Origin of the sequence: Halorarum salinum (assembly GCF_013402875.1) — an archaeon.
Taxonomy (GTDB): Archaea; Halobacteriota; Halobacteria; order Halobacteriales; family Haloferacaceae; genus Halorarum; species Halorarum salinum.
This window is the reverse complement of sequence record NZ_CP058579.1, coordinates 3,005,785-3,032,039: the sequence shown is the minus strand read 5'-3', so window position 1 is coordinate 3,032,039 and position 26,255 is coordinate 3,005,785. Positions and strand designations below refer to the sequence as shown.

At 72.0% G+C, this 26,255-nt stretch carries 26 protein-coding genes; 17 read left to right on the top strand and 9 right to left on the bottom strand.

What is annotated here, in order from left to right; genetic code table 11:
• Nucleotides 1–26: 26 nt before the first annotated feature.
• The 5 genes from HUG12_RS15195 to HUG12_RS15175 all read right to left on the bottom strand — a co-directional run bounded on the left by HUG12_RS15195 (nt 27) and on the right by HUG12_RS15175 (nt 4,644).
• Nucleotides 27–755, bottom strand: a complete 729-nt coding sequence (locus HUG12_RS15195; RefSeq protein WP_179269590.1) for an amino acid ABC transporter ATP-binding protein — start codon at nt 753–755, stop codon at nt 27–29.
• Nucleotides 755–1,588 carry an amino acid ABC transporter permease gene (locus tag HUG12_RS15190; protein ID WP_179269589.1) on the bottom strand — a complete coding sequence of 278 codons (834 nt, stop codon included), beginning with the start codon at nt 1,586–1,588 and terminating at the stop codon, nt 755–757. Before HUG12_RS15190 ends, HUG12_RS15195 begins: the two co-directional genes overlap by 1 nt.
• A gap of 6 nt (nt 1,589–1,594) precedes the next feature.
• A complete protein-coding gene (locus HUG12_RS15185; RefSeq protein WP_179269588.1) occupies nt 1,595–2,488 on the bottom strand; it encodes a basic amino acid ABC transporter substrate-binding protein in 894 nt (297 codons plus the stop codon).
• A gap of 87 nt (nt 2,489–2,575) precedes the next feature.
• Entirely contained in the window at nt 2,576–3,436 is an 861-nt protein-coding gene (locus HUG12_RS15180) for a COX15/CtaA family protein (RefSeq protein WP_179269587.1), read from the bottom strand.
• Nucleotides 3,437–3,555: 119 nt separating this feature from the next.
• Nucleotides 3,556–4,644 carry a tubulin/FtsZ family protein gene (locus HUG12_RS15175; RefSeq protein WP_179269586.1) on the bottom strand — a complete coding sequence of 363 codons (1,089 nt, stop codon included), beginning with the start codon at nt 4,642–4,644 and terminating at the stop codon, nt 3,556–3,558.
• A 73-nt stretch (nt 4,645–4,717) separates the two neighbouring features.
• Between HUG12_RS15175 and HUG12_RS15170 the strand changes: the two genes are divergently transcribed.
• From HUG12_RS15170 to HUG12_RS15115, 12 genes are all read left to right on the top strand, one after another.
• Entirely contained in the window at nt 4,718–5,293 is a 576-nt protein-coding gene (locus HUG12_RS15170; RefSeq protein ID WP_179269585.1) for a DUF7310 family coiled-coil domain-containing protein, read from the top strand.
• Entirely contained in the window at nt 5,290–5,877 is a 588-nt protein-coding gene (locus HUG12_RS15165; protein ID WP_179269584.1) for a DUF7311 family protein, read from the top strand. Before HUG12_RS15170 ends, HUG12_RS15165 begins: the two co-directional genes overlap by 4 nt.
• Nucleotides 5,781–7,640 (top strand): ATPase, T2SS/T4P/T4SS family, encoded by a 1,860-nt coding sequence (locus HUG12_RS15160; protein ID WP_179269583.1) that lies wholly within the window; start codon nt 5,781–5,783, stop codon nt 7,638–7,640. The genes HUG12_RS15165 and HUG12_RS15160 overlap by 97 nt, the downstream gene beginning before the upstream one ends.
• Entirely contained in the window at nt 7,634–9,331 is a 1,698-nt protein-coding gene (locus HUG12_RS15155) for a type II secretion system protein (protein ID WP_179269582.1), read from the top strand. The genes HUG12_RS15160 and HUG12_RS15155 overlap by 7 nt, the downstream gene beginning before the upstream one ends.
• A gap of 31 nt (nt 9,332–9,362) precedes the next feature.
• Nucleotides 9,363–9,833, top strand: a complete 471-nt coding sequence (locus HUG12_RS15150; protein WP_179269581.1) for a DUF7283 family protein — start codon at nt 9,363–9,365, stop codon at nt 9,831–9,833.
• A 19-nt stretch (nt 9,834–9,852) separates the two neighbouring features.
• Nucleotides 9,853–10,200, top strand: a complete 348-nt coding sequence (locus HUG12_RS15145; RefSeq protein ID WP_179269580.1) for a DUF7285 family protein — start codon at nt 9,853–9,855, stop codon at nt 10,198–10,200.
• Nucleotides 10,197–11,039, top strand: coding sequence for a DUF7284 family protein (locus HUG12_RS15140; RefSeq protein WP_179269579.1), 843 nt, complete (start codon nt 10,197–10,199; stop codon nt 11,037–11,039). Before HUG12_RS15145 ends, HUG12_RS15140 begins: the two co-directional genes overlap by 4 nt.
• Nucleotides 11,036–14,080, top strand: coding sequence for a DUF7286 family protein (locus HUG12_RS15135; protein WP_179269578.1), 3,045 nt, complete (start codon nt 11,036–11,038; stop codon nt 14,078–14,080). Before HUG12_RS15140 ends, HUG12_RS15135 begins: the two co-directional genes overlap by 4 nt.
• A 117-nt stretch (nt 14,081–14,197) precedes the next feature.
• Nucleotides 14,198–14,623: a DUF5791 family protein gene (locus HUG12_RS15130; RefSeq protein ID WP_179269577.1), complete on the top strand. Its 426-nt coding sequence runs from the start codon at nt 14,198–14,200 to the stop codon at nt 14,621–14,623.
• Entirely contained in the window at nt 14,623–15,519 is an 897-nt protein-coding gene (locus tag HUG12_RS15125; protein WP_179269576.1) for an SDR family oxidoreductase, read from the top strand. Before HUG12_RS15130 ends, HUG12_RS15125 begins: the two co-directional genes overlap by 1 nt.
• Nucleotides 15,520–15,585: 66 nt before the next feature.
• Nucleotides 15,586–16,755 (top strand): DHH family phosphoesterase, encoded by a 1,170-nt coding sequence (locus tag HUG12_RS15120; protein WP_179269575.1) that lies wholly within the window; start codon nt 15,586–15,588, stop codon nt 16,753–16,755.
• Nucleotides 16,756–16,790: 35 nt separating this feature from the next.
• A complete protein-coding gene (locus HUG12_RS15115; protein WP_179269574.1) occupies nt 16,791–17,879 on the top strand; it encodes an aldo/keto reductase in 1,089 nt (362 codons plus the stop codon).
• A gap of 15 nt (nt 17,880–17,894) precedes the next feature.
• On the opposite strand, the gene HUG12_RS15110 is transcribed toward HUG12_RS15115, so the two are convergent.
• Nucleotides 17,895–18,065: an HVO_0758 family zinc finger protein gene (locus HUG12_RS15110; protein ID WP_179269573.1), complete on the bottom strand. Its 171-nt coding sequence runs from the start codon at nt 18,063–18,065 to the stop codon at nt 17,895–17,897.
• 233 nt (nt 18,066–18,298) lie between these two features.
• Here HUG12_RS15110 and HUG12_RS15105 point away from each other — a divergent pair, with 233 nt between their 5' ends.
• Nucleotides 18,299–19,456, top strand: coding sequence for an acyl-CoA dehydrogenase family protein (locus HUG12_RS15105; protein ID WP_179269572.1), 1,158 nt, complete (start codon nt 18,299–18,301; stop codon nt 19,454–19,456).
• Nucleotides 19,457–19,509: 53 nt separating this feature from the next.
• Here the strand turns inward: HUG12_RS15105 and metG are convergent, their stop codons facing one another.
• The gene (gene metG, locus HUG12_RS15100) at nt 19,510–21,612 is read right to left on the bottom strand and encodes a methionine--tRNA ligase (RefSeq protein ID WP_179269571.1); all 2,103 of its coding nucleotides are present in this window, start codon (nt 21,610–21,612) and stop codon (nt 19,510–19,512) included.
• Nucleotides 21,613–21,899: 287 nt separating this feature from the next.
• On the opposite strand from metG, the gene HUG12_RS15095 reads away from it, so the two are divergent.
• From HUG12_RS15095 to HUG12_RS15080, 4 genes are all read left to right on the top strand, one after another.
• Nucleotides 21,900–22,376 (top strand): YbaK/EbsC family protein, encoded by a 477-nt coding sequence (locus tag HUG12_RS15095; RefSeq protein ID WP_179269570.1) that lies wholly within the window; start codon nt 21,900–21,902, stop codon nt 22,374–22,376.
• A 6-nt stretch (nt 22,377–22,382) separates the two neighbouring features.
• Nucleotides 22,383–22,652, top strand: a complete 270-nt coding sequence (locus tag HUG12_RS15090) for a hypothetical protein (protein WP_179269569.1) — start codon at nt 22,383–22,385, stop codon at nt 22,650–22,652.
• A 59-nt stretch (nt 22,653–22,711) separates the two neighbouring features.
• A complete protein-coding gene (locus tag HUG12_RS15085) occupies nt 22,712–23,053 on the top strand; it encodes a winged helix-turn-helix transcriptional regulator (protein ID WP_179269568.1) in 342 nt (113 codons plus the stop codon).
• A gap of 96 nt (nt 23,054–23,149) precedes the next feature.
• Entirely contained in the window at nt 23,150–24,208 is a 1,059-nt protein-coding gene (locus HUG12_RS15080; RefSeq protein WP_179269567.1) for a DNA-methyltransferase, read from the top strand.
• Nucleotides 24,209–24,469: 261 nt separating this feature from the next.
• Here HUG12_RS15080 and HUG12_RS15075 read toward each other — a convergent pair whose 3' ends face one another.
• Nucleotides 24,470–25,024, bottom strand: coding sequence for a YqaA family protein (locus HUG12_RS15075; RefSeq protein ID WP_179270660.1), 555 nt, complete (start codon nt 25,022–25,024; stop codon nt 24,470–24,472).
• A gap of 90 nt (nt 25,025–25,114) precedes the next feature.
• Nucleotides 25,115–26,197, bottom strand: a complete 1,083-nt coding sequence (gene mfnA, locus HUG12_RS15070) for a tyrosine decarboxylase MfnA (RefSeq protein ID WP_179269566.1) — start codon at nt 26,195–26,197, stop codon at nt 25,115–25,117.
• Nucleotides 26,198–26,255: the final 58 nt, after the last annotated feature.

Genomic DNA, 26,255 nt, shown 5'->3' with positions numbered 1-26,255 from the left:
AACGGACGCTCCGGGCGCCCGATGGCTCAGAGCAGCTTCGAGAGGAACTTCCGGCCGCGTTCGGTGGCCGGCCGCTCGAAGAACTGCGCCGGCGGCGTCCGCTCGACGATCTCGCCGTCGGCCATCAGCGTGATGCTATCGCCGACCTCGCGGGCGAACCCCATCTCGTGGGTGACGACCATCATCGTCATCCCCTCCTCGGCCAGGTCGCGCATCACCTCGAGCACCTCGCCGACGAGCTCCGGGTCGAGCGCGCTCGTCACCTCGTCGAACAGCATCACCTGCGGGTCCATCGCCAGCGCGCGGGCGATGGCGACCCGCTGCTGCTGACCGCCCGAGAGCTGCGACGGGTACGACCCGGTCTGGTTCCCGAGGCCGACGCGCTCGAGCAGGCGGTGTGCCCGCTCGGTCGCCTCCTCCTCGGGGAGCCGTTTCACCTTGATCGGCGCGAGCGCGACGTTCTCGAGCGCCGTCTTGTGCGGGAAGAGGTTGAACGACTGGAACACCATCCCGATGCGCTGGCGGAGGACGTTGATGTCCGCGTTCGGGTCGGTCAGCGGCGTCCCGTCGAGCCGGATCTCGCCCGACTGGATCTCCTCGAGGCGGTTCGTACAGCGGAGCAGCGTCGACTTCCCGGAGCCGGAGGGGCCGACGACGACGCACACCTCCCGCTCGTCGACCTCGAGGTCGATGTCCTTCAGGACGTGTGACTCGCCGAAGTACTTGTTCACCTTCTCGAACTCGAGCAGCGCCATCAGCCGTCACCCCCCGCGGACGCGGGGTCGGCGCGGCGTTCGAGGTAGCTGACGACTCTTCCGAGCGGGATGGTCAACATGAGGTAGGCGATGGCGACGAGGATGAGCGGCGTCCACGCGTCGAACGTCGCGGAGTTGATGTTCCGGAACGCGGTCATCAGCTCCGGCACGGCGAGCACCGTCAGCAGCGAGGTGTCCTTCACGAGGATGACCTGATCGTTGCCGATCGCCGCGAGCGAGTTGCGCCACGCCTGCGGCAGGACGACGTTCTGCATGGACTGGATGTACGACATCCCGAGCGACCGGGCCGCCTCCATCTGCCCGGACGGGATGGACTCGATGCCGCCGCGGGTGGCCTCGCCGACGTAGGCGGCGTGGTTGAGCGTCAGGCCGATCACCGCGGCGTAGTAGTTCCACTGGTCGATGGGGAAGGCGCCGTTCCAGAGCTGCGGGATGCCGATGTAGATGGCGAACAGCTGGAACAGCAGCGGCGTCCCGCGGAAGAACTCGATGTACCCCTTCGCGATGTTCCTCGTGACGCCCGTCAGGGAGACGCGGGCCAGCCCGACGACGATCCCGGCGATCACCGAGAGCACGCTGCTCACGAGGACGATCCCCAGCACCCGCAGGAACGCGAGGGTGAACTGCGGGTAGATGATCTCCACGAACAGCTCGTAGTCGACCCTGACCAGCAGGACGTACAGCAGGAACGCGGCGACACCGACCGCGACCAGGGAGGTCCCGAACACGCCGATGCGCCGGAACGTCGCGTCGTTCATCCGCTCGATGACGCCCGCCTCGGTCCCGGTCTCGCGGCCGGTGTCGGTTGCCATCGGTCGTTACCCGGCGAAGTACTCGTCGTAGATCTCGTCGTACTCGCCGCTCTCGCGGATGGCCGCCAGGGCCTCGTTGACCTCCTCCCGGAACTCGTCGTCGTCCTGGCGGAACGCGATGCCGTAGTTCTCCACCGTGAGCGTCAGGTACGGCGGGGCGTCCTCGCCCTGGGCCGCGGCCTCGCCCTCGCCCTCGACGAATCGAACCTTGCCTTCACCCTCGCCGTTGACGAACTCCGCGCTGACGGTGTTGTCGTTGATGACCGCGTCGAGCTGGCCGTTCAGGAGCGCGTTGAACGCGTCCGGGATCTGGTCGTACTCGTTGATGTTCAACTCGCCGCCGAACTCCTCCTGGAGCTCCGCGGCGGCCCCGGCGCCGGTCGTCCCCTTCTGGACGCCGACGCGGCCGCCCCTGAGGTCCTCCTTCGTGGTGACGTCGGAGTCCTGCGGGACCACGATGGTCTGGTAGGCCGTGAAGTAGGGGTCCGAGAAGTCCACCTGCTCTGCCCGCTCGTCGTTGATGGTCATCGCCGACATGATGACCCGGAAGTTCCCGTTGTTCAGCGACGGGATGATCGTGTCGAAGGCGTTGGGCACGAACTCGAACTCGTAGCCGAGCTGGCCGGAGAACACGGCCTCGGCGATGTCCACGTCGAAGCCGACGAGTTCGCCCTCGACGGTCTCGTACTCGAACGGCCGGTACGGGATGTCGGAGCCGATCCGGATGACCTCCGACCCGCCACCGTTGCCGTCGCCGTTGCCGCCACCGTTGCCGTCGCCGTTGCCGCCGCCGTTGCCGTCGCCGTTGCCGCCACCGTTGCCGTCGCCGCCGAGACAGCCGGTCATCGCGAGGCCGGTCGCGGCGGCCCCGGTCGACTTCAGATACGTACGTCGTTGCATGACACCAGTTCGTAACGAGGGTGTATACAAGGTCCCTTCGGTCACGTCTGCGTACGGGAGTCCTGCGCGACCCGGCGCTCGAACGCCTCAGTTCGAGGTGCCGGCGGTCGACCCGCCGCGCTCCGCGCGGTCGCGGACCCGCCACCGCACGGCCGCGACGAGCCCAAGCGCGCCGGCGACCGCGGCGGCGTTCACCAGCCCGACTGTGGCGGTGTAGTAGACGATGTCCCGTCCGAGGAGCATCGCGAGGAACAGCAGGCCGCCGGCGAGCGCCGTGGCGACGCGGAGCCGTCCCCGTCCGAACGCGCCGAGCCAGCGCGTCGCCGCGAGGAGCGCACCGAACGCCGCGAGCGAGACGCCGTAGAAGGCGGCCTGCGCCCACGGGTCGTACGCGAGCAGCGGCGGGAGCCGCGAGAAGACGACGCCGGCGAGCATCCCGCCCAGCGAGACGCTCAGTGCGGTTCGCGCCCGGTCGATCCCGCCCCGGTGGGAACCCTCGTAGGCCGTCAGCGTCGCGTACGCCAGTCCGACGAAGATGACGAAGCCGGTGACGAAGTGGGCGGCGTGGACCGGCATCGAGTAGCCGCCCGGGAGCCGCCCGTTGAACGTCACCGTCACCGCGCCGAGTACGGCCTGGAGCGGCGTGAGCACGACCGCGACCGTCGCGGCCCACCTCGTCCGCCGCGGGAACGTCCCGCGCCAGGCCCAGGCGGCCACCCCTAGGATGAGGAACCCGGTGATCATCGCCCACAGGCGGTGGAACCACTCGATGAAGGAGGGGATCGACTGCGGGAGGACGCCGCCGTCACAGAGCGGCCACTGCTGTGCACACGCGAGGCCGGCCCCGGACGCGGCCGTGTAGATGCCGAGCATCACGAGCGCCAGCGTCGCGCTCGTGACGAACGCCGCGTACCGCCGGAACGTGAGCCAGTCGGGGACGCGAGTCATCGGTGGATGTCGGGACCCGGTCTACTTATGGCTGTTCAAGGCCGCCGGGCGGGGTGCCCGCCGGCGGTTCTCGCGGCGACCGGCCGGCGACCCTGCGACCCCGAACCACGCGCCGACCGTCAGATCAGACCGTCGAGGTCGTCGTTCTGGAACAGTTTCTCCTCTGAGTCACGGGTCGCCTCCTGCTCGTCGGCCTCCTCGACGGCGGCGGCCGCCCGCTCCATGAACTCCTCGACCCGACCGCTGCGCTCGACGCCGCCGAGCAGGACGAGCGACGCCAGTCGGCCGGACTCGAGCGGGAAGTCGCCGCCGCGGACCTGCATGCTTCCGGTCTCCTCCTCGACCCACTTCCGCGCCCGCTCGACGCCCTTCCGGGAGATCGTCTCCGGCTCCCCGGCGACGACGAGCAGCGCCGAGTCGGCCTCGACGGCGTTCGGGAGGCTCGTGCCCGTCAACAGCGCGTTGCGCGTCACGCTGGTGACGACGTTGATGTTCTCGTCAGGGTCCTCGCTCGCCTCCGCGCTCGCGTAGCCGAGCGCCGAGATGCCCCCCGACCTGAGGGTGTTGATCACCTCGCTCGTGTCGACGACGCTCTCGCCGACGCCCTCGACGGCCTCGCCCGCGGCGAGCAGGAGGCCGACGCGGCGCGCGATGTTCGCGTTGATGCTGCCGAACCCCTCCTCCACGCTCTCGCCGGAACTGTGCCACGCGTCGTTGTCGACGAGCAGGACGGAGTCGGCCTCCCGCGCGAGCGTCTTGAGCGACCGGCCGGCGTTCACCTGGTACATCGTCCCCTCGCCCCGCCCGGGGAGGATGCCGAGCGCGTACACCGGCACGTCGTACACGCGCTTGAGCTCCTTCGCGAGCACCGGCGCGCCGCCGGAGCCGGTGCCGCCGCCGAGCCCGGCGACGACCACGATCGCCTCCGCCTCGGCCGTGATGCGGCCGGAGAGCTCGCCCATCACCTCGCGGGCGTCGCCCTGCATCACCTCGGCGCCGAGTTCGTTGTCGCCGCCGACGCCGTGACCCTTCACGCGATCCTGGCCGACGAGTACCGTGTCGAACTGGAGGGGCTGGAGGTCGGCCTTCGCGCTGTTGACGCCCAGCGCGCCGATGATCGAGCCGAACCCCATCTCGTGGTCGAAGTCGACGAGCGCCGACGTCACCTTGCCGCCGGCCTGTCCGACCCCGACGAGGACCGTCTTCATGGAAGGGGCCAAGTTCACCCGACCGCTTGAATCTTCCCACAACTTCTTGAGGGGAACCGGGACCAGTTGCCCCATGTCGGAACCGACCGAGGGGGAGACGAATCGGAGCCGAAACGCGACCGATCCGGGCCGACGGGCCCGCGGCGGTACCGGGGGGAACGTCGATCCCGCCGCGCTCGCCGCGCGGCTCTCGGCCGTCGAGCGCGCGCTCGCCGACGACGGCTGCACGCCGACCGCCGGTGGCGCTCACGCGAGCGTCGGCGGGTCCGACGCGGCCGACCTCGACCGACGACTCTCCGCCGTGGAGGACTCGCTCGCGGATCTGGAGGACCGCCTCGCGGACCTGGAGGGTGCGACGGAGGCGCTCCGCGGATACGTCGGGGGCGTCCGTGCGGTCGACCGCGACGTGGAGCGCCGGGCCGACGCGGCGCTCGCCGCGGTCGACCGACTCGAAGCCGACGCCGCGCCCGGCGTTCCAACTGGGTCGGAGGGGAACTCCGATGCGGCTCCCGGCCTCGAATCCGAATCGGAGTCCGAAGCGCACCACGGATCGGAACTGCGATCGGGAGCTGCCCCCGAGCGGGACTCCGATTCGGCCGATCAGTCCGCCCCCGACGGGGTCGCGAGCAGGCTTCGCGACGCACTGTGATCAGATACGTCCTCGCGGCCGTACTGGCGGTCGCGCTCGTGTCGACGTCGCTTCCCGCCATCGAGGGCGCGGGCGCGTACCGGACCGATAGCGACCTCTCGCGGTTCGGCACGGCGCTGGAGGACGAGGCAGCCGACCTCCGGACCGGCTCCGACCCGGTCGAACCGGGCGTCGCGGGTGCCAGCCGCCGCGTGTCCGTGTGGCTCCCTCGGGGGTCGTTGACCGCCGCACGAGGGAGGTTCGTCGAACTCTGTCCGGCGCCGGGCGTCGGCGTCACGCTCGAGTACGCGGTGGGAACGCGCCCGTCGACGAGCCGACCGGTCGACGCGGACCTGACGCTCCCGGACGGCGGCGTCCGGTTCGAGGAGTCCGGTCGCCACGTGCTGGAACTGGCGTATCGAACGCGGGCCGTAGGGCTGGCGGGGGACGGGGAGGTGTTCGTGGCGGTCGCCGAAGGTTCAAGTGCGGAAACGGGACCAGGCGGTCCATGCGCCTCCCCGACCGCCTCCGGCCGGACGACGGACGACGGTGCATGTGTGACGCGGCCGTCCGGACCCCGACCGGTGCCGCCGACGGCCGGGTGACGCTCCGCGTCGACGCCGACGACTGCCCGGGGCGGGGAGAGCTGGAGGCCGCTCCGGCCTGTCGGTCGACGGTCGTCGACCGCCTGGCGGAGCGCGACGCCGCGACGGTCCTGACTCGGGCCGACGGCCTCGAGCGAACGTACGACGGCCGCGCCGCCGCGTTCCTGCTCGCGGCCGGACGGTTCGTCGAGCGGGTCGCCCACCACGACCCGAAACTCTCCGCCCGGGCCCGGACGGATCCCCTCGCGGCCGTGCGAGCGGCGAGCGGCCGGGCCGGATCGGTCGCTCGCGTCGCCGCCGAGACGGGACTGTCGGCCTGCGCGGAGGGGGTGACCGACTACGAGGACGTCCTCCGGCCCACGGCCGCCCCGTCGGTCGCGCGCGGTCGGGCTGACGACCGGGTTCCGGCGGGCGCGACGCTCCGCGAGGTCCGAGACCTCGACACCGGAGCGACCGCCAGGCTGTACGACACGAACGCCGACAGGTCACTGTACCACCTCACGCCCGCGAGCGCCTCGCTCGACGCGGACGCGCTCGTGGCCCTCGAGGAGGCAGCCGCCGCGCTCGCGGACGGGACCGTTCGGGGCGGGGACCGCGCCGCCGGGCGAGCGGTCCGTGCGGTCGCGGGACGGGACGACCCCGTCGAGACGCTGTCGACGGTGCTCCGGAAGCACACGCGCGGGAACGGCCTGCTCGACGACCTGTTCGCGGACTCGGGGCTCACCGACGCCTTCCTCACCGCGCCGGCGGCCGGGAGCCCGGTCCGGGCGGTCGTCGACGGCGACCCCGTGACGACGAACGTCCGGTTCTCCCGAAGGGACCTGTCCGCGCTCGCGTCCCGGGTGCGGACGGCGGGAGGGCGGTCGTTCTCGCGTGCCTCCCCCACCGTCGACGCCTCGCTGGACGGCGTTCGGGTGGCGGGCGTCACCGACCCCGCGAGCGACGGTCCGGCGTTCGCGTTCCGCCGCACGGACGACGAGCCGTGGACGCTCGCACGGCTGATCTCCGTCGGGTCGATCCCTCCCTCCGCCGCGGGGGTGCTCTCGCTCGCGGTCGAACGCGGCGTGACCGCACTCGTCGCCGGTCCGCGGGGCGCCGGGAAGACGACGACGCTCGGCGCGCTCCTCTGGGAGCTTCCTCAGGCCGTCAGGACGGTCGTCATCGAGGACACGCCGGAGCTCCCCACCGACCCGCTTCGCGGCGCCGACCGGGACGTCCAGTCGATCCGCGTCGGAAACGGCCCGGACGCGGCGCTCACCTCGACCGACGCGGTCAGGACGGCCCTGAGACTCGGCGACGGTGCGCTCGTCGTGGGGGAGGTTCGGGGCGAGGAGGCGACGGCGCTGTACGAGGCGATGCGGATCGGGGCGGCGGCCGACGCCGTGCTCGGCACGATCCACGGTTCCGACGGGGAGACGGTCCGCGAACGCGTCGTCTCGGACCTCGGCGTTCCCGAATCCTCGTTCGCGGCGACCGATCTCGTCGTCTCGCTCGCCCCCGATCGACGGCTCGGCGCCGTCGAGGAGGTACGCGTCGGCGACGACGCGACCCGAATCGTCCCGCTGTTCGACCGTTCCGGAGGGGAACCGGCGCCCACCGGCGTGATCGAGCGGGGCGAGAGCGTCCTGCTCCCGGCGCTCGCCGGGCCGGCCGAGTCCTATCACGACGTTCGGACGGCGATCCACGACCGGGCCGACCGGCTGGAATCGCTCGCCGTCGACGGCAGGACGGGGCCCGAAGGGACGGATCGTGACCGATGCTGAGACGGCTCGCGACCGTCTGGCCGTTCCCGATCCGGGTCGACGCCGACCTCCGACGATCGCTCGGCGTTCTGAACGTGTCCCACCCGCCCGAGTTCGTCCTGGGTGCCGGGTACGTGACGGCGACGGTCCTCTCGCTCGCGGTCTGGATCGCGCTCGTGTCCGCGCTTGGCGCGTCGACGGGGAGCGCACTCGCGGTCGCGTTCGGAATCGGATCGGTGCGCGCCGTCGAGGCGGCGCCGGGAACGCTGGCCGCCTTCCGACGGACTCGGGCGTTGAGCGACGCGCTGGAGCTCGTCGGGATGCTGGCGCTCCGGATGCGGCTGATGCCGGTGCCCGAACGCGCCGCGCGGTTCGCCGCCCGCTCGGGCGAGGGGATTCTGGCGCGGAGTCTCCGGGACCACGTCGAGCGGAGCGTCGGCACGCCCCGGACGGGCCTGAACGGGTTCACCGACGAATGGAGCCCGTGGTTTCCGGCGCTCGACCGGGCGACTGCGGGACTGCTCGCGGCGGCAGAGGCGAACCCGGAGCGTCGTGACCGGATCCTGGACCGGACGGTACGGGCGGTCGACACCGCGCTCAGCGAACGGGTCGCCTCCTTCGCGGGCGAACTCCGCGGTCCGGTGACGGGACTGTACGCGTTCGGCGTCCTCCTCCCCCTGGCGCTCGTCGGAGCCCTCCCGGCGGCCACCGCTGCCGGCGTTCCCGTCACCCCGGCCGCGTTCGTCCTCGTCTACGACCTCCTGCTTCCGTTCTCGCTCGCCGTCGGGAGCGTGCGGCTGCTCGCCGCCCGTCCCGTGGCGTTTCAACCTCCGGCGGTCGAAGTCGATCGGGGGTCGATCGTCGACGGACGCGTCCTCGCGGCGGTGGCCGGGGGCGGTGCGGCGGGGGTCGCCTGGTTCGCCTCCGGCATCGTCCTCGACGCGTGGGCGTCCTCAGTCGCCGCCGTCGGGGTCGGGGTCGGAACCTCGCTGGTCGTGCTCACACGGCCGGTCGTCCGCGAGCGCCGACGGGTCCGGGAACTGGAACGGGGGCTCCCGGACGCGCTCTCGGCGGTCGGCAGGGCGGTCGCGGACGGCGAAGCGGTCGAGACGGCGATCGCCAGGGCCGGAGCGCGGACGCCGGGCCGGGCGGGCGGAGCGTTCCGGGAGGCCGCCCGCCGCCAGCGACTGCTGGGCGTGGGAGTTCGCGACTCGTTCCTCGGTCGGTCCGGTCCGTTCGCGGACGAGGGGGGAACCCGCACGCGGGCGGCGGTTTCGTTGCTCGCGGTCGCCGCACGGGAGGGGAAGCCCGCCGGCGAGGCGCTGTGCTCGCACGCCGACCGGCTCGACGAACTCCTCGAACGCGAACGGGACGGGCGGCGCTCCCTCGCAGCCGTCACCCGGACGCTCGTCCAGACCGGCGCGCTGTTCGGACCGCTCGTCGGCGGTGCGACGGTGGCGCTCGCGCGACGGCTCGCGACCGCGGGCGGGGGGCTCGGTCCGGACGCGACTGCGCCACCGCTCCCGCCGGAACTCGTCGGAAGCGCGGTCGGATGTTACGTCCTCCTGCTCGCGACCCTCCTGACCGGCCTCGCGACCGGACTCGAACGCGGGATCGACGCGGCGCTGATCGCCTATCGAGTCGGGATCGCGCTGGTCACGGCCGTCGGGAGCTTCCTCGTCGGCGTCCTGGGGGCGGGGTTGCTGCTGTAAGTTTATCAGTGGTGACGGGACCACACTCCCCATGTTCGACGTCCCCGTGGACGCGTGGTACGCCTGGCTCGGCACGGCCGCGGTCGCCACCGTGTTGCTCGGAACAGCGTACGGCGTCCCGACGGCACCGCCTCCGGACGCCGCGTCCGCCGCGGACGCCGTGGACTCCGTGGCGGCCAGTGAGCCGCCCGCCCGCGGGAGCTACCGGATCGCCGCGGACGCCGTTCGGATCGGTCCGGACGGGCTCACGCTCAGGTCCGACGCCGGGGTGGCACACGCCCGATTCGCGTTCGGTCCCGTCGTTCCGGTGGACCCCGGCACTGATCTCGCCGCCGTGGCGAGGGGGGACCGATCGGGAGCGACGTTCCGGAGCGGGAGGTCCTTCCGCAGCGCGACCGCGGAGGTCGAGAATCGGCCGGCGGAGTGGCGCGAGGCCGAAGCGCTGGTCGTCCGCAGCGTCTCCCTGGGGGGTGAGGATGCGACGCTCGTCCTCGCCGCGTAGGGCGCAGGCGGAGCCGACGGTGACGCTCGCTGCCGTGCTCGCGATCGTCTTCGGTCTCACGGCGTACGTGGTCGTGCTCGCCGACGTGACGCCGGACCCCCGGCGCGACCTCGCGAGTCCGACGCTCGACCGCGTGCACGACCGGCTCACGACGGGCGGCGTAACCGATCCGGATCGGCTGGACGACGCACGGGCCGTCGGTCCGTCGGGGTACGAGGTGAACGTCTCGCTCGTGATGGATGGCCTGCGGAGGACGGCCGGTCCGACGCCCGCCCAGGGAGCGAGCCACGCATCCAGGTCGGTCGGCGTCGAGATGCGGCCGGGCGTCGTTCGACGGGCGACCCTCTCGGTGGAGGTCTGGTCGTGACGGCGACCGCCCTCGACGCCGGCCTCTGTCTCCTGCTCGTCAGCGCCGCGGCGCTGACCGTCGTCGGTACCCAGGAGCCCGACCTGCCCCCCGGTCGGGCGGATGCGACTGCGGAGACGCTGGCGGTCACGACCGGGAACGTGAGCTACTCGCTCGCGGCGGACGACCGCGAAGTCGGGACGCGGAGTTCCGGGAGCGGTGAACGCGACCGGGTCGCGCACGGGACGCTCGCGGAACTGCTCGCACGGGCGGCGTTCAGGAACGCATCGATCGCCGGGAGTCCGCTGTCGAACGCCTCCGCCGACTACCGTCGCGGCGTGCGGCGCGCCGTCGCCGAGGCGCTCCCGCCGCGGACGCGAGTACACGCGCGGTGGGAGCCGTATCCGGGTTCACACGTCCGCGGCGACGTGACGGTCGGCCCCGAACCCCCCGCCGGACGTGCGGTCGAGGCGGCCCGATTCACCGTCCCGGTTCACGTCCCCCCGGCGACCGGAAACGCGACCGGGAGCGATGTGGAGGCCGATGGCTACGACCGCCTGGCGGCAACGATCGTCCGTGCGCTCTTCCCGCCCGAGCGGCTCCGGTTCGCGCTCCACGACGACGCGCCGCTCCCCGAACTCGTGGAACGGCGGTACCGGGCGGTCGGCGAGCGATACGGCGTCGACACGATCGGCCCCCTCGAGAGTGGCGGTCCGCGTGCCGCCAACGAGCTACTCCGTCCGATCGTCGCGGAACGGGTTCGAGCCGACCTGCGCGGAAACTCGACCGAACGGCGGTCGGTCGAGGAGGTCGACAGGACCGACCGCGTCGTCGTCGTCGTCAGGGCGTGGTCGCCGTGACCCGGGAGTCCACGGACCGCGCCCGCGTCCCGTTCGCGCTCGTGGGCGTCGTGCTGCTCCTCGGGAGCGTCGGCTACGCGAACACCGTGGCGCTCTCGGCGTCCACCGGAGGTACGGTCGCCGCGGAGTCGACCCTGGACCGGACGGAAGCGACGGCGCGTCCGGCTATCAGGACCGCGACGGAGGAGGCGGCACGGGCCGCGGCGGCAGAACCGGTCACGGGCCCGGCGGACACCCCGGCCGGTGACGCCCTGAACGGGAGTTCCCCGTTCAGGGACGCGCTCAGACTTCGAATCTACGGGTCGGTCGCGTCGGCGCTACGAACGACGGAGGTCGACGACGGGAGGACCGTCGGAACCGCCGGTCTCCCGGCCGTGAACTCGACTTCGGAGCTCCGCGATGCCATCCGTCGGATCGACGTCCGTCCCGCCGAGGACGGGACGGCCACGACGGTCACGATACGGAACGTGACGATCGAAGCCAGGCGGGACGGACGTGTCGTCGCCACCGCACGAACCGACTACGTCGTGACGGTGGCGGTGCCGGTGCTCGCGATGCACGAGCGGACGCTCCGGTACGAACGACGGCTCAACGCCGGTCCGCTCGAAGGGCCGGGACTGGGCCGGCAGCTCACCTGGCGGCTCACGGGCGTCGCGGAGGCGCGGGGGCTGGCCCAGTACGGCGGCGCTCCGGTTCGGAACGTCCTCACGAACCGGCACGTAGAACTGTCGAGCAACGCCGCGGCGCTGCGTGAGCAACGGGCGGTGTATGGCCGTGCCGACGCGGAAGGACGCGCCGGAGTCGTGCGCGCGACGGCCGAGGTGGGGACGACCGACCTGTTCGGGCCGGCGATACGACAAGGTCCGGCGTGGACCGACACCGTTCTGTCGGCGAGCGGGGACCAGTCCGGCGCGGCGGGAGCCCGGTCGACTCCTTCCCCGGGGAGCGACGGGGACCTCGTCGTCGGCGTGAACCGGAGCGCCGACAGGGCGTTCGCGGAGTTCCTCGCCGGCGACGCCCGTCGGGTCGCCGACGCGGCCTATCGGGCCGAGGTGACGCGTACGGTCCGGCTCGCGGCCTCGGACGTGGGCGAGGCCCCTGAGCCCGAGCCGCCGGGCCGGAACTGGACGCTCGTCGCCGACCGTCGATCGAACACCGTCGAGGTCGTCGACAGAACCACCCGCCGGAGGGACGACCCGCGCGAGTTCCTCGACGCGACGCTGACGGTGCGGGTGAGACACGCCGCCGTCCGAACCTGGCTGAACGGAACGAGGACGCGCGAGACCCGAACGACGTGGACGGACGTCCACGAGGTTCGGGTCAGGGTGTCGGCCGAGTACCGTCATCCGACACACGGGCCGAACCGCCCCGTCTCGCCGGCGTTCGAGCCCGGCGGTGCCCTCGGCGGGTCGAACCTCGCGGACGTTCGGGACGACGCGCTCGAACGCCTCGCGGGTCCCGAGCGACTGCGAAGGGTCGCCCGAGACGCGCCGGAAACGGGGGACGACACCGAGACCATCGTCGTCTCCGGGGACCGGCCGGAGGAACTCGACGACTGGGTGTACGCCGACGTCGCAGGCCTCCGGGAGCGAACGCGCGACGTGACCGTTCGCGTCGACCGCGACGCCGTCGCGGCCGGCGAGGCGAACGCACCGGCGGCACTGGCGGCGGCGCTGCGCGAACGACGCGCGGCACTCGTGGACGCCCCATCCCGGTACGACGGCGCGAGCGACCGCGCACGCGTCGCGGCGCGCGCGGCGTTCCTCGACGGACTCATCGCCCTCCTCGAGGACCGAGCCGGCACGTCGGATCGCCGGAACGACGCGTTCAGGGACGCGCTGGAGGAGGCGGAGGTACCGCTTTCGGAGCGCCTCGACGAGGTGAGCGAGGCGACGGCCGAGCGGGTTGCCCCCGAACCTCGCCCGATCGGTCACGGGCCCGCCGGGCCGGTCGTCCTGACGCCCGACGCCACCCCCGGCTATCTGACGCTCACGTCGGTGTCCCCGGAGCGAACGGGCGCGAGCCACCGGGTGGGGGAGGTCCGCCCGCTCGCCGCTCGAAACACGAACGTGTTCACCGTCCCGTCCGGCGACGTCGCCGACACGGTCACCGACGCGGTGCTCCCGAAGCGCCGAACGACGTCGCTCCGTTCGGCCGGCCTGGCACTTCGGCGCGCTAACGGGACGCTCGGGGCGAGCGGGAACCGGACGCTCGAACGACGGCGGGACGACCTCGCGTCCGAGGTACGGCCGTCCGTCCGGCGCGTCCGAACCCGCGCCGACGGAACGCTGGACCGACGCGCCGGCGATCGCCTCTCCGCTCGGGATCGCAGCGCGGCCCTCGACGCGGCGGACCGGGAGTACCCCGGTCTCGGCGAGCGAGCGGTCGCCATGACGAACGGGTCGTACGCGGACGCGGTCGCACGCGAGACGGCCGAACGTGGGTCGTTCTCGGCGACCGAACGGGACCGGCTCGCAGTTCGTCTGCGACTGTCGGTCACGGAGGAGGCGGGCAGCGAACGGATCGCCGTCCCGGCGGACGTGACGAACGCGACGGTCACGACCGAACGACGGGTGGGTCGCGAACTCGTCCACGACGCGGTCGAGTCGGGGACGGACCGTGCCGCCGAGGAGGTCCGCGACCGGTACGCGGAGGGGACGTTCGGCCCGGCAGTGGCCGGACTCCCGGTCGCTCCCGCGCCGGGCTACTGGTACGCCACCGTCAACGCGTGGTCGGTCGAGGTGCGTGGCCACTACCCGGAGTTCGCGGTGGAGGCACGAACCGGATCGCCGGACGGAGCCGGAACGGTCGTCCGGTACGTCAGGGATGGTCGCCCCGTTCGGTTCGACGTCGACGGGGACGGCGCCCCGGAACGCGTCGGTCGGAACGAACGCGTCTCGTTCCGTACGAGCACGGTCGTCCTCGTCGCCGTACCCGCAGGGAAAGGGGGCGTCGGCGACGTGGACGGTGACGCGGACGAGCGGTCGGACGGGTGGCCCTGTCCGGACGCCAGCGTTCCCGGCTGCGAACGGGAACCGTAACCACGGCGCCGGACACCCCCGAAACGGGGGGCCCTGGTTCCTCGGGCCTGGAGCGACGCGAGCCGCATCGAGGCCTGAAGTGGCAACCGTTTTGCCCGCTCGGCGGGGAGAGGCGGTATGCTCTACGACGCCCACGACGATCCGGAGGGGGCGACGCGGGGGGACCTCCTCGCGGCGTACGCCGAGGAGCTCGCCGGAGTCGTGGCCGAGTTCGGAGTCGACGGAACCGTCGAGGCGACCGGACTCGACCGCGGGACGGTGGAGGCGATCGCCGCGGGGGAGGTGGCGGACGTCCGACTCGCCGACGCGGCAACCGTGCTCGCGCTCGTCGAGGACGCCTCGCCGGAGGACCTGGCGTTCGAGGTCCGCGACCACCTGATGATGGAGATGGTGACCGCCATCCTCGACGTCGACACGATCGCGGCGAACATCGAACCCGACCTCACCGGACAGGAGGTACAGCAGGCGATCGAGGGCCGAACGAGGCTGACGCTGGGTGAACTGGCGGCGATCCAGGCGCTCGTCGCCGAGCGCAAGGGCTGATGCGGGTCGTCGTCGTCGGCTGTGGCTACGTCGGACTCGAGCTGGGACGACACCTGACGGACGCCGGCCACGACGTCGTCGGCGCCCGTCGGTCGGATGGCGGCCTGGAACGGGTTCGTTCCGCCGGACTGGGAGCCGTTCGATGCGACGTGACCGACCCCGACACCCTCCGGTCGCTCCCGGACGCCGACGCCGTCGTCTTCGTCGCGAGCAGCGGCGGTCGAGGGGCGGAAGCCGCGAGGCGGGTGTACGTGGAGGGGCTGGCGAACGTGCTCGCGGAGTACGGGTCGCGATCGGCGACCCCCGACCGACTGGTCTACACCTCGAGCACCGGCGTGTACGGCGACCACGGCGGCGACTGGGTGACCGAGGACACCCCGCTGGAGCCGACGACCGAGAAGACCGGGGTCCTGGTGGAGGCGGAACGGGTCGCGCTGGAGCGTGCGGTCGAGTACGACGTCGACGGGACGGTCGTTCGCTTCGGGGGCCTGTACGGGCCGGACCGCTACCGCCTCGACCGCTACGTTAGGGGGCCGGTAACCGCCGGTTACCTCAACATGATCCACCGCGACGACGCGGCCGGTGCGATCGCACGTCTCCTGGAGGGGGATAGCGCTCGCGGCGAGGTCGTCCTCGCCGTCGACGACGAACCGGTGGACCGGTGGGAGTTCGCCGACTGGCTCGCCGACGAGTGCGGGCTCTCCCGACCGGAGAAGCGGACGAAAGCCGAGCGGATCGAGGAGGGGGAGCTCTCGGCGGCGGCCGAGCGTCGCGTCCGTACGAGCAAGCGCTGCGACAACGCACGACTACGTGAGATCGGATACGAGTTCGCGTTCCCTACCTATCGGGAGGGGTACCGGTCGGCGGTCGAGACGTTTCACAATGGTGGGGTGTGACTAAACCGGAGCCGCAGGATTAAACCGTCTGGTACTTTCTTGGTACCCCGGGTAGAGTCCACGCACATGCAACCGGACGTGAGCGGGGAACTGACGAGGCGCGTCGAGGCGCTGTCGCTGACCGATCAGCAGGCGGCGGCCGCCCTCGTGGGGGCGCTCCTCGTCGTCGCGGTCGGGTTCCTCGCGTATCGCTGGCTGAGACGGCCGGCGGGCGAGCGGTTCGCCGCCGTGCTCGCCGAGCACGAGGAGGTCGCGGTCCTCCTCCACCCGAACCCGGACGCCGACGCGATGGCCGCGGCGCTCGGAGTGGCGCGGATCGCCCGCCACGTCGACACGGACGCCACCCTCCAGTTCTCGGGCCAGATCAGGAGACAGGAGAACCGCGCGTTCCGGACCGTCCTCGACGTGGAGATGGAGTCGCTCGACCACGTCTCCCAGATCGACGCCGAGGCGGTCGTCCTCGTCGACCACAACGAGCCGCGGGGGTTCACCGGGGCGGACGGCGTCCTCCCCGCATGCGTCGTCGACCACCACCCGGGCGGCGGCGGCGGCGAGGAGTTCACGGACGTCCGGACCGAGTACGGCGCCACCTCGAGCATCGTCACCGAGTACCTGAACGAACTCGGGGCGACCCCGGTCCCGCCGGACAGACACGACAGCGAGGTCGAGCCTCCGGCGCTCCCCACGCTCACCGCGACGGGACTGTTGTACGGCATCCTCTCTGACACGAACCGCCTGACCCGGGGAGTCTGTCCGGCCGACTTCGAGGCCGCGAGCTACCTCCACCCCGGCGTGGACCAGGACCTCCTCACGCGCATCGCGGATCCGGAGGTCAGCACCGAGACCCTCGAGGTGAAAGCCAGGGCCATCGCGGGACGCGACGTCCGGGGCTCGTTCGCCGTCAGCGACGTCGGCGCGGTCTCGAACGTGGACGCCATCCCGCAGGCGGCCGACGAACTCGTCGGCCTCGAGGGGGTGACTGCGGTCGTCGTCCTCGGCGAGCGCGACGGGACCGTACACCTGTCGGGACGCTCGCGCGACGACCGGGTCCACATGGGCCGGACGCTCGCGGCCGCGGTCGGCGACCTCGCGAACGCGAGCGCCGGGGGCCACGCCCGCATGGGTGGGGGACAGATCCCGCCGGCGGTCCAGGCCGACGGCACCCGCGAGGTGTCGGCGCCCCGCGGCGACGCGCTGCTCGATCGGCTGTTCGACGCGATGAGCGGCGACGTGTAGCCAGCGCTTTTGTCCGAGCGGCCACTGTGGGGCGTATGGCCACTGCGCGGGGGACCTGGGGGTACCGCGACCGGTTCGGCGACGCCTTCGGGCGGACGTACTTCCGGCGGTTCGGGCCGGGCGTCGTCTCCAGCGTGGGGATCGGGACGTACCTCGGGGAGCCCACGGACGCGGTCGACGACCGCTACCGGGGTGCGATCCGGCTCGCGCTCGATTCGGGGGTGAACCTCGTCGACACCGCCGTCAACTACCGCTGCGGCCGGAGCGAGCGGGTCGTCGGCGAGGCGGTCCGCGGGGCGTCGGTCGATCGCGAGGAGGTCGTCGTCGCGACGAAGGGCGGCTTCGTGCCGTTCGACGGGAGCCGACCCGACGACCCCGCCCGGTACGTCAGGGAGACGTTCGTCGACACGGGGCTCGTCGACGCGTCCGACCTCGCCCGCGGCAGCCACAGCATCGCCCCGGCATTCCTGGACGCCATGGTCGACCGCTCGCTCGACTCCCTCGGGTTCGACTCGGTCGATCTCTACTACGTCCACAACCCCGAGACGCAACTCGCCGTGCGGAGCCGCGCCGACGTGTACGACCGGTTGGGGGACGCCTTCCGGACGCTCGAACGGCGACGGGCGGCGGGCGACGTCGGGGCGTACGGCGTCGCCACCTGGGAGGCGTTCAGGGTCCCGCCCGACCACGACGCCCACCTCGGTCTGGCGGAGGTGCTCGCGCGCGCCGAGGACGCGGCGGAGGCGGTCGGGGCCGAGGACCACGGGCTGGCGGCGATCCAGCTCCCGTTCAACGTGTCGATGGCGGACGCGTTCACCGTTCCGGCACACGCCCACGGCGACGACACGGTGAGCGCGCTGGAGTTCGCCGCCCGCGAGGGGCTGGACGTCTTCGCGAGCGCGAGCCTCGGGCAGGGCGAACTCGCGCGGGACCTCCCCGACGCGGTCGCGGCGGAGCTGGCGGGGGAGACGGACGCGCAGCGGGCGCTCAACTTCGCCCGCTCCGCGCCGGCGGTGACCGCGGCGCTCGTGGGGACGAGCAGCCCGGAGAACGTGAGGGAGAACGTCGCCGCGGGGACCTTCGACCCGCTCGGGGCGTCGGCGTTCGACGCCGTCTTCCGGTGAGGGCGTACGCCGCCGTTACCGGAGCTCCTTCCACTCGAGCCCGCACTCCGGACACGTCCTGATCGTGTACACTTCCTCCGGCGGGTTCTCGGTCTTCAGCGTCTTCTCACAGTTCCCACAGAGGAGTCGCTCGTAGTTGTCCTTCTCGAGGTCGCCCTCCCGGAGCCCCTTGCGCGTCGATTTCATGGGCTGCCCTTTCGAGGGAGGTGATAAAAAGACGGCGCCCGTCCCGCGGGCGATCGGCAGGCGGGAAAGCACAGCCTATCGGGCGGTAAACCGCCCGACTCATCGGGGCCGGACGTTCGGAACGACGCGCGCAGGCACCCCGTCCCGCCGACGCGGGTCGGATCGCGTCCGATCGGGTTCCGCACGGCCCGATCGCCCTGCGGTTTCTTGCCGACCCGGTGCGACTCGTTCCCATGCGATTCGAACCCACGGACGAGCAGCGGGCCGTCCGGGAGGAGGCGAGGGGCCTCGTACGCGAGGAACTGGAACCCGAGGCCGCACGCCTGGACGGGGAGGGCGCGTACCCCGGGGAGTTCCTCGCGGAGTTGGGCGACCGCGGGCTCGCTGGCCTGCTCCTCCCCGAGGAGTACGGCGGGCGCGGAGGGGGGCTCGTCGAACTCGCGCTCGTCACGGAGGAACTCTCGGCGGGGCTGATGTCCGCGGCGGCCGCCTTCGGTCTCCACGTCGGCGTCGCGGCGGTCGTCGAGCGGTTCGGGAAAGACGACCTGAAGCGGGACGTGCTCCCGGGGATGGCCCGAATGGGGACGGTCGGCGCGCTCGGACTGAGCGAGGACGAGGCGGGGAGCGACAAGTCCACGCTCGCGACGACGGCCCGGCGCGAGGGCGACGAGTGGGTGCTCGACGGGCACAAGCGCTGGGTGACGAACTTCGAGGAGGCGGACGTCGTCCTGACCTACGCCCGGACGGGGCCGGCCGACGGTTCCGGGAACGCGACCGCGTTCCTGCTGCCGGCCGGGGACCTGGAACTCGATCGGCGGTGGGACACGCTCGGCGCCAGGAGCGTCTCCACGTGTCGGGTCACCCTCGAGGGCGTCCGGGTGCCCGACGACCGGCGCGTCGGCTCCGTCGACGGGGCGCTCGCCGAGCGCGGGCGGGTGCGGACCGGCGTGAACGTCCCCGCGCGGGCCGTGGGACTCGCCCGAGCGGCGCTCGAGGACGCGGCGGCGTACGCCGAGGAACGCGAGCAGTTCGGCCGGGCCATCGGCGAGTTCCAGGGGATCCGCTGGCGGGTCGCCGACATGACCGAGCGCGTCGAGGCCGCGCGGCTATTGACGCTCCGGGCGGCCGACCTGGCCGACCGGGCGCGCGACGACGCCGGGAGGGGCGACGCGGATCCGGGGCGGGCGCTCAGGCTCGCGAAGGTGAACGCCACCGAGGCCGCCGTCGAGAACGCCAACGAGGCGCTCCAGACGCTCGGCGGCGTCGGGTACACGCGCGACCGCGCCGTCGAGCGCTACCTGCGGGACGCCCGACTGCTCACCATCGCCGGCGGGCCGAACGAGGTCCACCGCGACGCCGTCGCCGACGCGGCGTTCGAGCGTGGAAGGTAGGGTCCGGGTGGGGGTCGATGTGGACCGGACCGATCGGGGGGAGTCGGCGGCGTCTATCGGACCTTCGTGCCGGGCACGCTGTCGCCGTGGGTGGTGAGGAGGTCCGCGTCCTCGCCCGCGGCGAGCACCATCCCGTTCGACTCGTGGCCGAACAGCTCCGCCTTCTCGAGGTTCGCCACGATCACGACCTTCGTTCCGGGGAGGTCGTCGGCGTCGTGGAGACGTTTGATGCCGGCGACGACGTTCCGCGTCTCGACGCCGATGTCGACCTCGAGCTTGACCAGCTTGTCGGCGTCGGGGATCGGCTCGGCGCTCACGATCTCGCCGACCCGGAGGTCGAGCCCCTGGAACTCCTCGAAGCTGATCCGCTCGTCCGCGATGGGTTCGAACTCGCTCACGTCGTCGTCACCGTCGGCGTCCGACTCGGTCGTTTCGGTTCCGGCCCCGTCGTCGGCTTCCCCGTCGCCGCCGGCTTCCGCGACGCGTGCGGCGAGCTTCTCGTTGAGCTCCTCGACGCGCTCCGCCTCGATCTTCTCGTACAGCTCTTCGGGGTGGCCGAACTCCCGCGGCGGGGCCTCGAGGGCCTCCTCGACCGGGACGTCGTGGACGCTGCCGTCCTCGCCGAGCTGCTCCCAGAGCGCCCGGCTCTTGCCGGGCGCGATCGGCTCGAAGAGCACGGCGACCGCTTTCGCGATCTGGACGCAGTCGCGGATGACCCCCGCGGCGGCCCCCTCGTCCTCGTCGACGAGCTTCCAGGGCTCGTTCCGCTGGATGTACTCGTTGCCGAACCGGGCGAGGTCGACGGTGGCGTTGCCGACCGAGCGGACGGAGTAGTCGTTCACGCCCTCCCCGAAGTCGTCGATGGCTCCCTCGATGCGCGACCGCACCTCGTCGGACACCTCGGCGTCGGGCGTCCCGTCGTAGTTCCGGTGGGCGAAAAGCAGCGAGCGGTAGAGGAAGTTGCCCACGGTGCCGACGAGTTCGTTGTTCACGCGGTCGCGGAACTTCTCCCAGGAGAAGTCGACGTCCTGCTGGAAGCCGCCGTTGGTCGCGAGGTAGTAGCGCAGCAGGTCGGGGTGGAACCCCTCCTCGAGGTACTCGTCGGCCCAGACCGCCCGGTTCCGGGAGGTGGAGAAGCCGTCCCCGTCGAGCGTCATGAACCCGGAGGCCATCACGGCGCGCGGCTCGTTGTAGTCGACCCCCCGCAGCATCGCCGGCCAGAAGACCGTGTGGTGCTGGATGATGTCCCGGCCGATCACGTGGACGATCTCCCCCCCGTCCCGCCAGACCTCCTCCCAGTCGTACTCGTCGGCGCCGACCCGGTCGGTGTACTGCTTCGTCGAGGCGACGTACTCGATGGGGGCGTCGACCCAGACGTACAACACGAGGTCGGTCGGCTCCTCGCCCTCGATATCGGGGTAGTCGATCCCCCAGTCCATGTCGCGGGTGATACACCAGTCGCGGAGTTCGCCCTCGACCCACTCACGGGGCTGGTTCCGCGCGTTCGAGGTCCCCTCCAGCCTGTCGAGGAACCCGGAGAGGTACTCCTTGAACTCCGAGACGCGGAAGAACTTGTGCGTCTGCTCGCGGTACTCCGCCGGGTTCCCCGTCACCGTCGAACGGGGGTCCTCGATCTCGCCCGGTTCGAGGTGGCGCCCGCAGCCCTCGTCGCACTCGTCGCCGCGGGCCTTCGCCCCGCAGTACGGGCAGGTGCCCTCGACGTAGCGGTCCGGGAGCGACTGGTCGGCCTCGGGGTCGTAGGCCACCATGATCTCCTTCTCGTACACGTGGCCGTTCCCCTCCAGGGTCCGGACGAACTCCCGGGTGAGTTCGGTGTTGGTCGCGTCGTGCGTGTGGCCGTAGTTGTCGAACTCGACGGAGAACCGGGGGAACGTCGCCTCGTACTGCTCGTGCCAGCCGAGCGCGAACTCCTCCGGGTCCTTCCCCTCCTTCTCCGCGTTGACGGCGACCGGCGTGCCGTGCATGTCCGACCCGCTGACGAGCGCCGTCCGCTGGCCGAGCGATTCGAGGGCGCGCGCGTACACGTCGCCGCCCACGTACGTCCGGAGGTGGCCGATGTGGAGGTCGCCGTTGGCGTACGGCAACCCACAGGTGACCACCGCCGGCGTCTCCGTCGGGAACTCCTCGTGGCTCATGGTTGTCCTGTCGTGGATGCGGGCCTAAAGCCCGCCGAATCGGGCGAACCCCTCGCCCGTCGGTCGGTCGGCCGTTCCTCGAGGGCGCCGGGGTTCACGATCCCCCGCTTCCGAGTTCGGGACCGTCGGGGACGAACGTTCCACCCGCCGCTAGAAGGGTCGCACGCGCATCGGGGGCGGCGGGCGTCCGATCACGGAACGGAGTGAGGTCGGGCGGGAACGTAAACCCCACGACCGGGGCTGCCGGATTCGCCGGGTATTTCGGCGAGAGACCGCCTTCTTCCCCCATGCATCCGACGGCGGATCGATTCGCGACGCGCACGCACGAGGAACTCGGGTTCGAGGCACGGATCGAGGAGTTCCCCGAGGGGACCAAGACCGCCCGGGACGCGGCCGCGGCCGTCGGCTGTGACGTGGGACAGATCGTCAAGAGCCTCGTGTTCCTCGCGGACGGGGAACCGATCGTCGTGCTGACCGCCGGTGACAACCGCGTCGATGAGGACCGACTCGCCGCCGAACTCGACGCGGACGCCGTGGGGACCGCCGGCCCGGAGGAGGTGAAGTCGGCCACGGGGTGGAGCATCGGCGGGGTCCCGCCGTTCCTCCACGAGACCGACGTGCCGGTGTACCTCGACGGGTCCCTCCGGTCGCACGAGCGCATCTGGGCCGCAGCGGGGACGCCATCGGCCGTGTTCGCGCTCGAACCGGACGAACTCGAACGGTTCGCGGATCCGACGCCCGTGGACGCCTTCGACGGCCGATAAATCACATTGCGCTATATCAAATCGCTTCCGGGCCGCCCGCTCCGCGCCGCGGAGCTCGACGCGCTCCGGGAGGCGGAGGCAATCGTCGAGGCGGCCCCGCTGGGCGTCGCGGACGACGTGATCCGCGCGCTCGCGGTGCAGGTCGACGGGACGCTGTTCGGCCTCGGATACGAAGCGGCGGCGGGGTGGACGGTCGTCGACCGTCGCGACGCGGGCGATCCGGAGGACCTGGCCGCGGTCCGCGACGCGCTGAAGGCGTGGGCCGGGGAGCAGTAACGGTCTGATACCCGGTTCGGATCCGAACTCCTATGTAGCCCTCGGGCGTAGCAGCGACCATGGCAGTCGAAGCGGAACCCGTCGGGAAGGAGTCCGGGCCGTGCCCGGTGATCGACGCGCTCGAACAGCTCGGCTCCCAGTGGCGACTCGTCGTCCTCCACGACCTCCGCGGGGGCGAGAAGCGGTTCAACGAGCTCAAGCGGTCGACCGACGCCAGCGCGCGGACCCTCTCGCGGGTGCTCGACGACCTCCAGGAACTGGGGTTCGTCCACCGGCGGATGGAGCCGGACGCGCCGGTCGCCACGTTCTACTCGCTGACGGAGAAGGGGGAGTCGCTGGGGCCGGTGCTCGCCGAGATCGAGGGCTGGGCCGAGGAGTGGCTCGAGGCGTGCGACGAGTAGGGACGTCGGGGTGAGACGGGTGACGTCGCGATCGCCGACCGCGGGACGCGGGGCCGATAGCCGGATTTAACCGGGGGGCGTCACCTTCCCCGTTCGATGAGCGGCCCACGCCTCCCGGCCCGGCGCGAGACGGAACACGCCGTGAGCGTCGGCGACGCCCGCGCGTTGCCGCTTCCGGACGACTCGGTGGACCTCGTCGTCACGTCGCCGCCGTACCCGATGATCGAGCAGTGGGACGAGCCGTTCGCGGAACTACGGCCGGCGATCGGCGAGGCGCTGGCGAGCGGCGACGGCGACGAGGCGTTCGACCGGATGCACGCGGTGCTCGCGGACGCCTGGGCCGAACTCGACCGGGTGCTCGTCGACGGCGGGGTCGCCTGCGTCAACGTCGGCGACGCCACGCGGTCGCTCGACGGCCGGTTCAGGCTGTACCCGAACCACGCTCGCATCGCCGAGGCGTTCGCCGCGCTCGGGTTCGATCAGCTTCCCGGCGTCCTCTGGCGGAAGCCGACCAACTCCCCGACCAAGTTCATGGGTTCGGGCACGCTCCCGCCCAACGCGTACGTCACGCTCGAACACGAGCACGTGCTCGTGTTCCGGAGGGGCGGCCGCCGTGAGTTCCCGCCCCACGACGCGGACCGGTACGGCGCCGCGTACTTCTGGGAGGAGCGGAACCGGTGGTTCTCTGACGTGTGGGAGGACCTGCGGGGGGTCGACCAGACGCTCGGCGAAGCGGCACCCCGCGACCGGTCCGGCGCGTTCCCGTTCGAACTCCCGTACCGACTCGTCTCGATGTTCTCCACGTACGGCGACACGGTGCTCGACCCGTTCTGGGGGACGGGAACGACGTCGCTCGCCGCGATGGCCGCCGCTCGGAACTCCGTCGGCGTCGAGCGGAACCCGGGGTTCGCGGCGGCGTTCGAGGACGCGCTCGGGGGGCTTTCGGCGCTGGCCGAGGAGCGCGGTCGGCGACGGCTCCGCGAGCACCGCGAGTTCCTCGCCGGCCGGGACGCGCGGCCGGAGTACGACGCCCAGCACTACGACTTCCGCGTGGTCACGAAGGGGGAGCGCTCCCTCCGTCTGTACGGTGTGACCGACGTCGTCGGAGCGCCGGGCGGATACCGCGTCCACCACAGGGCGCTGGACGGGAGCTAGGTCTCCGATTCCGGTCGCCGTCCGTGGGTTTCGGTCGCGAATCCACGGGGCACGATACCCCCTCGAACCCCGACTGGCCGCCGTCGGTCCCGCTCGAAACGCGAGGCGAGCGCCGCCGTCGAACCCCGACGGTTCACGGGGGCCGGACGCCCCCGGGACGCCGACCCTGACGACGAAACCGGGAGACGGGACGCGGAATCGGAGCGACCGTCCGACGAGCACTCGGCGTGATTCGGGGGTTCGACCCCCCGGTCCGGACGGCTACAGGGGGAACGAGTCGAGCAGCGCGACCGCGTTGTTGCCGACGCCCCAGAGTCCGAGCGTGACGAGGAGACGACCGACGCTCCCGGCGAACGTCGCGAGCGCGAACTTCCAGTAATCCCGCTCGAGGACGGCGAACGCGTAGATGGAGATGGTGTCCGGGAAGAAGGGCACGCAGAGCGCGAGCGCGAGCCCCGCGTAGCCGTACTTGCGGGCGATGTCGACCGTCTTCGTCTGTGACCACTCGATGACGTCGAACCGGGAGCGCTCGAGCCACCTGACGATGGGTCCGGCCTCCTTCGCCTCCTGCCCGATGTGGAAGGCGAACACCGACCCGACCGCCTTCCCGACGCCGGAGACGAGGACGATGAGCAGCAGGCGGAGTTCCGCGTTCAACCCGAGGTTGAGCGGCGCGAGAAGGACGATCTCGCTCACCCCCGGGAGCGCGAACGCGATGAGAAACGAGTAGACGAAGATGATCCCGAGCCCGCCCCACCCGGTCGCGCTCTCGACGAGCGAGGAGACCCAGCCGAACTCCGGCAGGAGCGACGACAGGACGGCGGTGCCGGCGACGGAAGGGGCTGGATCGACGGCCAGCACGGGAAGCGAGGACACGTGTTCGTTCGCGAATCGCGGTCGGCGGGGTTAAACTCCGACGGTTCCGGCCAAGCGGTCCAGCGCGTCGAGGAACGACTCGAGCGTCCCCCGGTCGACGTGCGGCATGACGACGATACGGGCCTCGCCGGTCCCGGTTCCGGCGAGCTTCCACCCCTCCCCGCGGACCGCCTCGAACAGCGCGTCCGGGAGGTCGACGGCCACGAGCGGCAGTTCCGGGCCGACGACCGGATAGCCGCGCCCCCCGAGTTCGACCGCGAGCCACTCCGTGAGGTCGATCGCCCGCTCGTACTCCGCCCGGTAGCCGTCGGGCCACAGTTCCTCGAGCGCGGCGGCAGCGGCGGCGACGCCGGCGCCCGAACGAGTCCCGGTCAGGCTCGCCTGCGTCGGCGTCTCGAGGTACGGCGTCTCCACCGCGAGCGCGTCGAGCGTCCGGGCGTCGCGGGCGAGCAGTCCGCCCGCCGGGACCACCGCCCGCCCGACCTTGTGCGGGTCGACGGTCAGGCTGTCAACCGCCGCGTCGTCGAAGCCCCAGTCGTGGCCCGAGAACGGGAGGTGGAACCCGCCCCACGCAGCGTCGACGTGGAGCCGGCTCCCCGCGTCGCTCGCGAGGTCCGCGAGCGCCGGAATGGGGTCGACGCGCCCGTACTCGGTGCTGCCGGCGACGCCGACCACGAGCGCGGTGTCGGCGTCGACGGCGGCCGCGACGGCGTCGACGTCCGCCCGGTGGTCGCCGTCGGTGGGGACGGTCCGGAGCTCGACCCCGAGGAGTTCGGCCGCCTTGGTGAAACTGAAGTGGGCCGACTCCGGCGCGACCACGTTCGGGTCGTCCGACTCGGCCAGGTTCCGTGCCGCGTGGACCGCCTGGACGTTCGCCTCCGTACCGCCGCTGGTCACGTAGCCGTGAGGCTCGGCGAGTCCCGCCAGCTCCCCCAGCAGGTCGACCGCCTCCGCTTCCAGTTCCGCGACGGCGTCGTAGGTGGCCGGGTCGCCGGGGTTCGACGCGAGAAAGGCCTCCGCCGCGGCGCGCGCGGCGGGGTGTGGCTCCGTGCACATCGAGGACAGGACCCGGTCGAACGACTGCGAGCGACGCTCGCCGACCGACGGCTGCATACCGGAACCGAACGGTTGGTCCCCGTTTAGCGGTTCCGCTTCGGTGCCGGTCGCATCC

What these genes read in the sequence shown, in the direction of transcription:
- HUG12_RS15195 (WP_179269590.1), bottom strand. Translation starts at nt 755, where the DNA reads ATGGCGCTGCTCGAGTTCGAGAAGGTGAACAAGTACTTCGGCGAGTCA.
- HUG12_RS15190 (WP_179269589.1), bottom strand. Translation starts at nt 1,588, where the DNA reads ATGGCAACCGACACCGGCCGCGAGACCGGGACCGAGGCGGGCGTCATC.
- HUG12_RS15185 (WP_179269588.1), bottom strand. Translation starts at nt 2,488, where the DNA reads ATGCAACGACGTACGTATCTGAAGTCGACCGGGGCCGCCGCGACCGGC.
- HUG12_RS15180 (WP_179269587.1), bottom strand. Translation starts at nt 3,436, where the DNA reads ATGACTCGCGTCCCCGACTGGCTCACGTTCCGGCGGTACGCGGCGTTC.
- HUG12_RS15175 (WP_179269586.1), bottom strand. Translation starts at nt 4,644, where the DNA reads ATGAAGACGGTCCTCGTCGGGGTCGGACAGGCCGGCGGCAAGGTGACG.
- HUG12_RS15170 (WP_179269585.1), top strand. Translation starts at nt 4,718, where the DNA reads ATGTCGGAACCGACCGAGGGGGAGACGAATCGGAGCCGAAACGCGACC.
- HUG12_RS15160 (WP_179269583.1), top strand. Translation starts at nt 5,781, where the DNA reads ATGCGCCTCCCCGACCGCCTCCGGCCGGACGACGGACGACGGTGCATG.
- HUG12_RS15155 (WP_179269582.1), top strand. Translation starts at nt 7,634, where the DNA reads ATGCTGAGACGGCTCGCGACCGTCTGGCCGTTCCCGATCCGGGTCGAC.
- HUG12_RS15150 (WP_179269581.1), top strand. Translation starts at nt 9,363, where the DNA reads ATGTTCGACGTCCCCGTGGACGCGTGGTACGCCTGGCTCGGCACGGCC.
- HUG12_RS15130 (WP_179269577.1), top strand. Translation starts at nt 14,198, where the DNA reads ATGCTCTACGACGCCCACGACGATCCGGAGGGGGCGACGCGGGGGGAC.
- HUG12_RS15125 (WP_179269576.1), top strand. Translation starts at nt 14,623, where the DNA reads ATGCGGGTCGTCGTCGTCGGCTGTGGCTACGTCGGACTCGAGCTGGGA.
- HUG12_RS15120 (WP_179269575.1), top strand. Translation starts at nt 15,586, where the DNA reads ATGCAACCGGACGTGAGCGGGGAACTGACGAGGCGCGTCGAGGCGCTG.
- HUG12_RS15115 (WP_179269574.1), top strand. Translation starts at nt 16,791, where the DNA reads ATGGCCACTGCGCGGGGGACCTGGGGGTACCGCGACCGGTTCGGCGAC.
- HUG12_RS15110 (WP_179269573.1), bottom strand. Translation starts at nt 18,065, where the DNA reads ATGAAATCGACGCGCAAGGGGCTCCGGGAGGGCGACCTCGAGAAGGAC.
- HUG12_RS15105 (WP_179269572.1), top strand. Translation starts at nt 18,299, where the DNA reads ATGCGATTCGAACCCACGGACGAGCAGCGGGCCGTCCGGGAGGAGGCG.
- metG (WP_179269571.1), bottom strand. Translation starts at nt 21,612, where the DNA reads ATGAGCCACGAGGAGTTCCCGACGGAGACGCCGGCGGTGGTCACCTGT.
- HUG12_RS15095 (WP_179269570.1), top strand. Translation starts at nt 21,900, where the DNA reads ATGCATCCGACGGCGGATCGATTCGCGACGCGCACGCACGAGGAACTC.
- HUG12_RS15085 (WP_179269568.1), top strand. Translation starts at nt 22,712, where the DNA reads ATGGCAGTCGAAGCGGAACCCGTCGGGAAGGAGTCCGGGCCGTGCCCG.
- HUG12_RS15080 (WP_179269567.1), top strand. Translation starts at nt 23,150, where the DNA reads ATGAGCGGCCCACGCCTCCCGGCCCGGCGCGAGACGGAACACGCCGTG.
- mfnA (WP_179269566.1), bottom strand. Translation starts at nt 26,197, where the DNA reads ATGCAGCCGTCGGTCGGCGAGCGTCGCTCGCAGTCGTTCGACCGGGTC.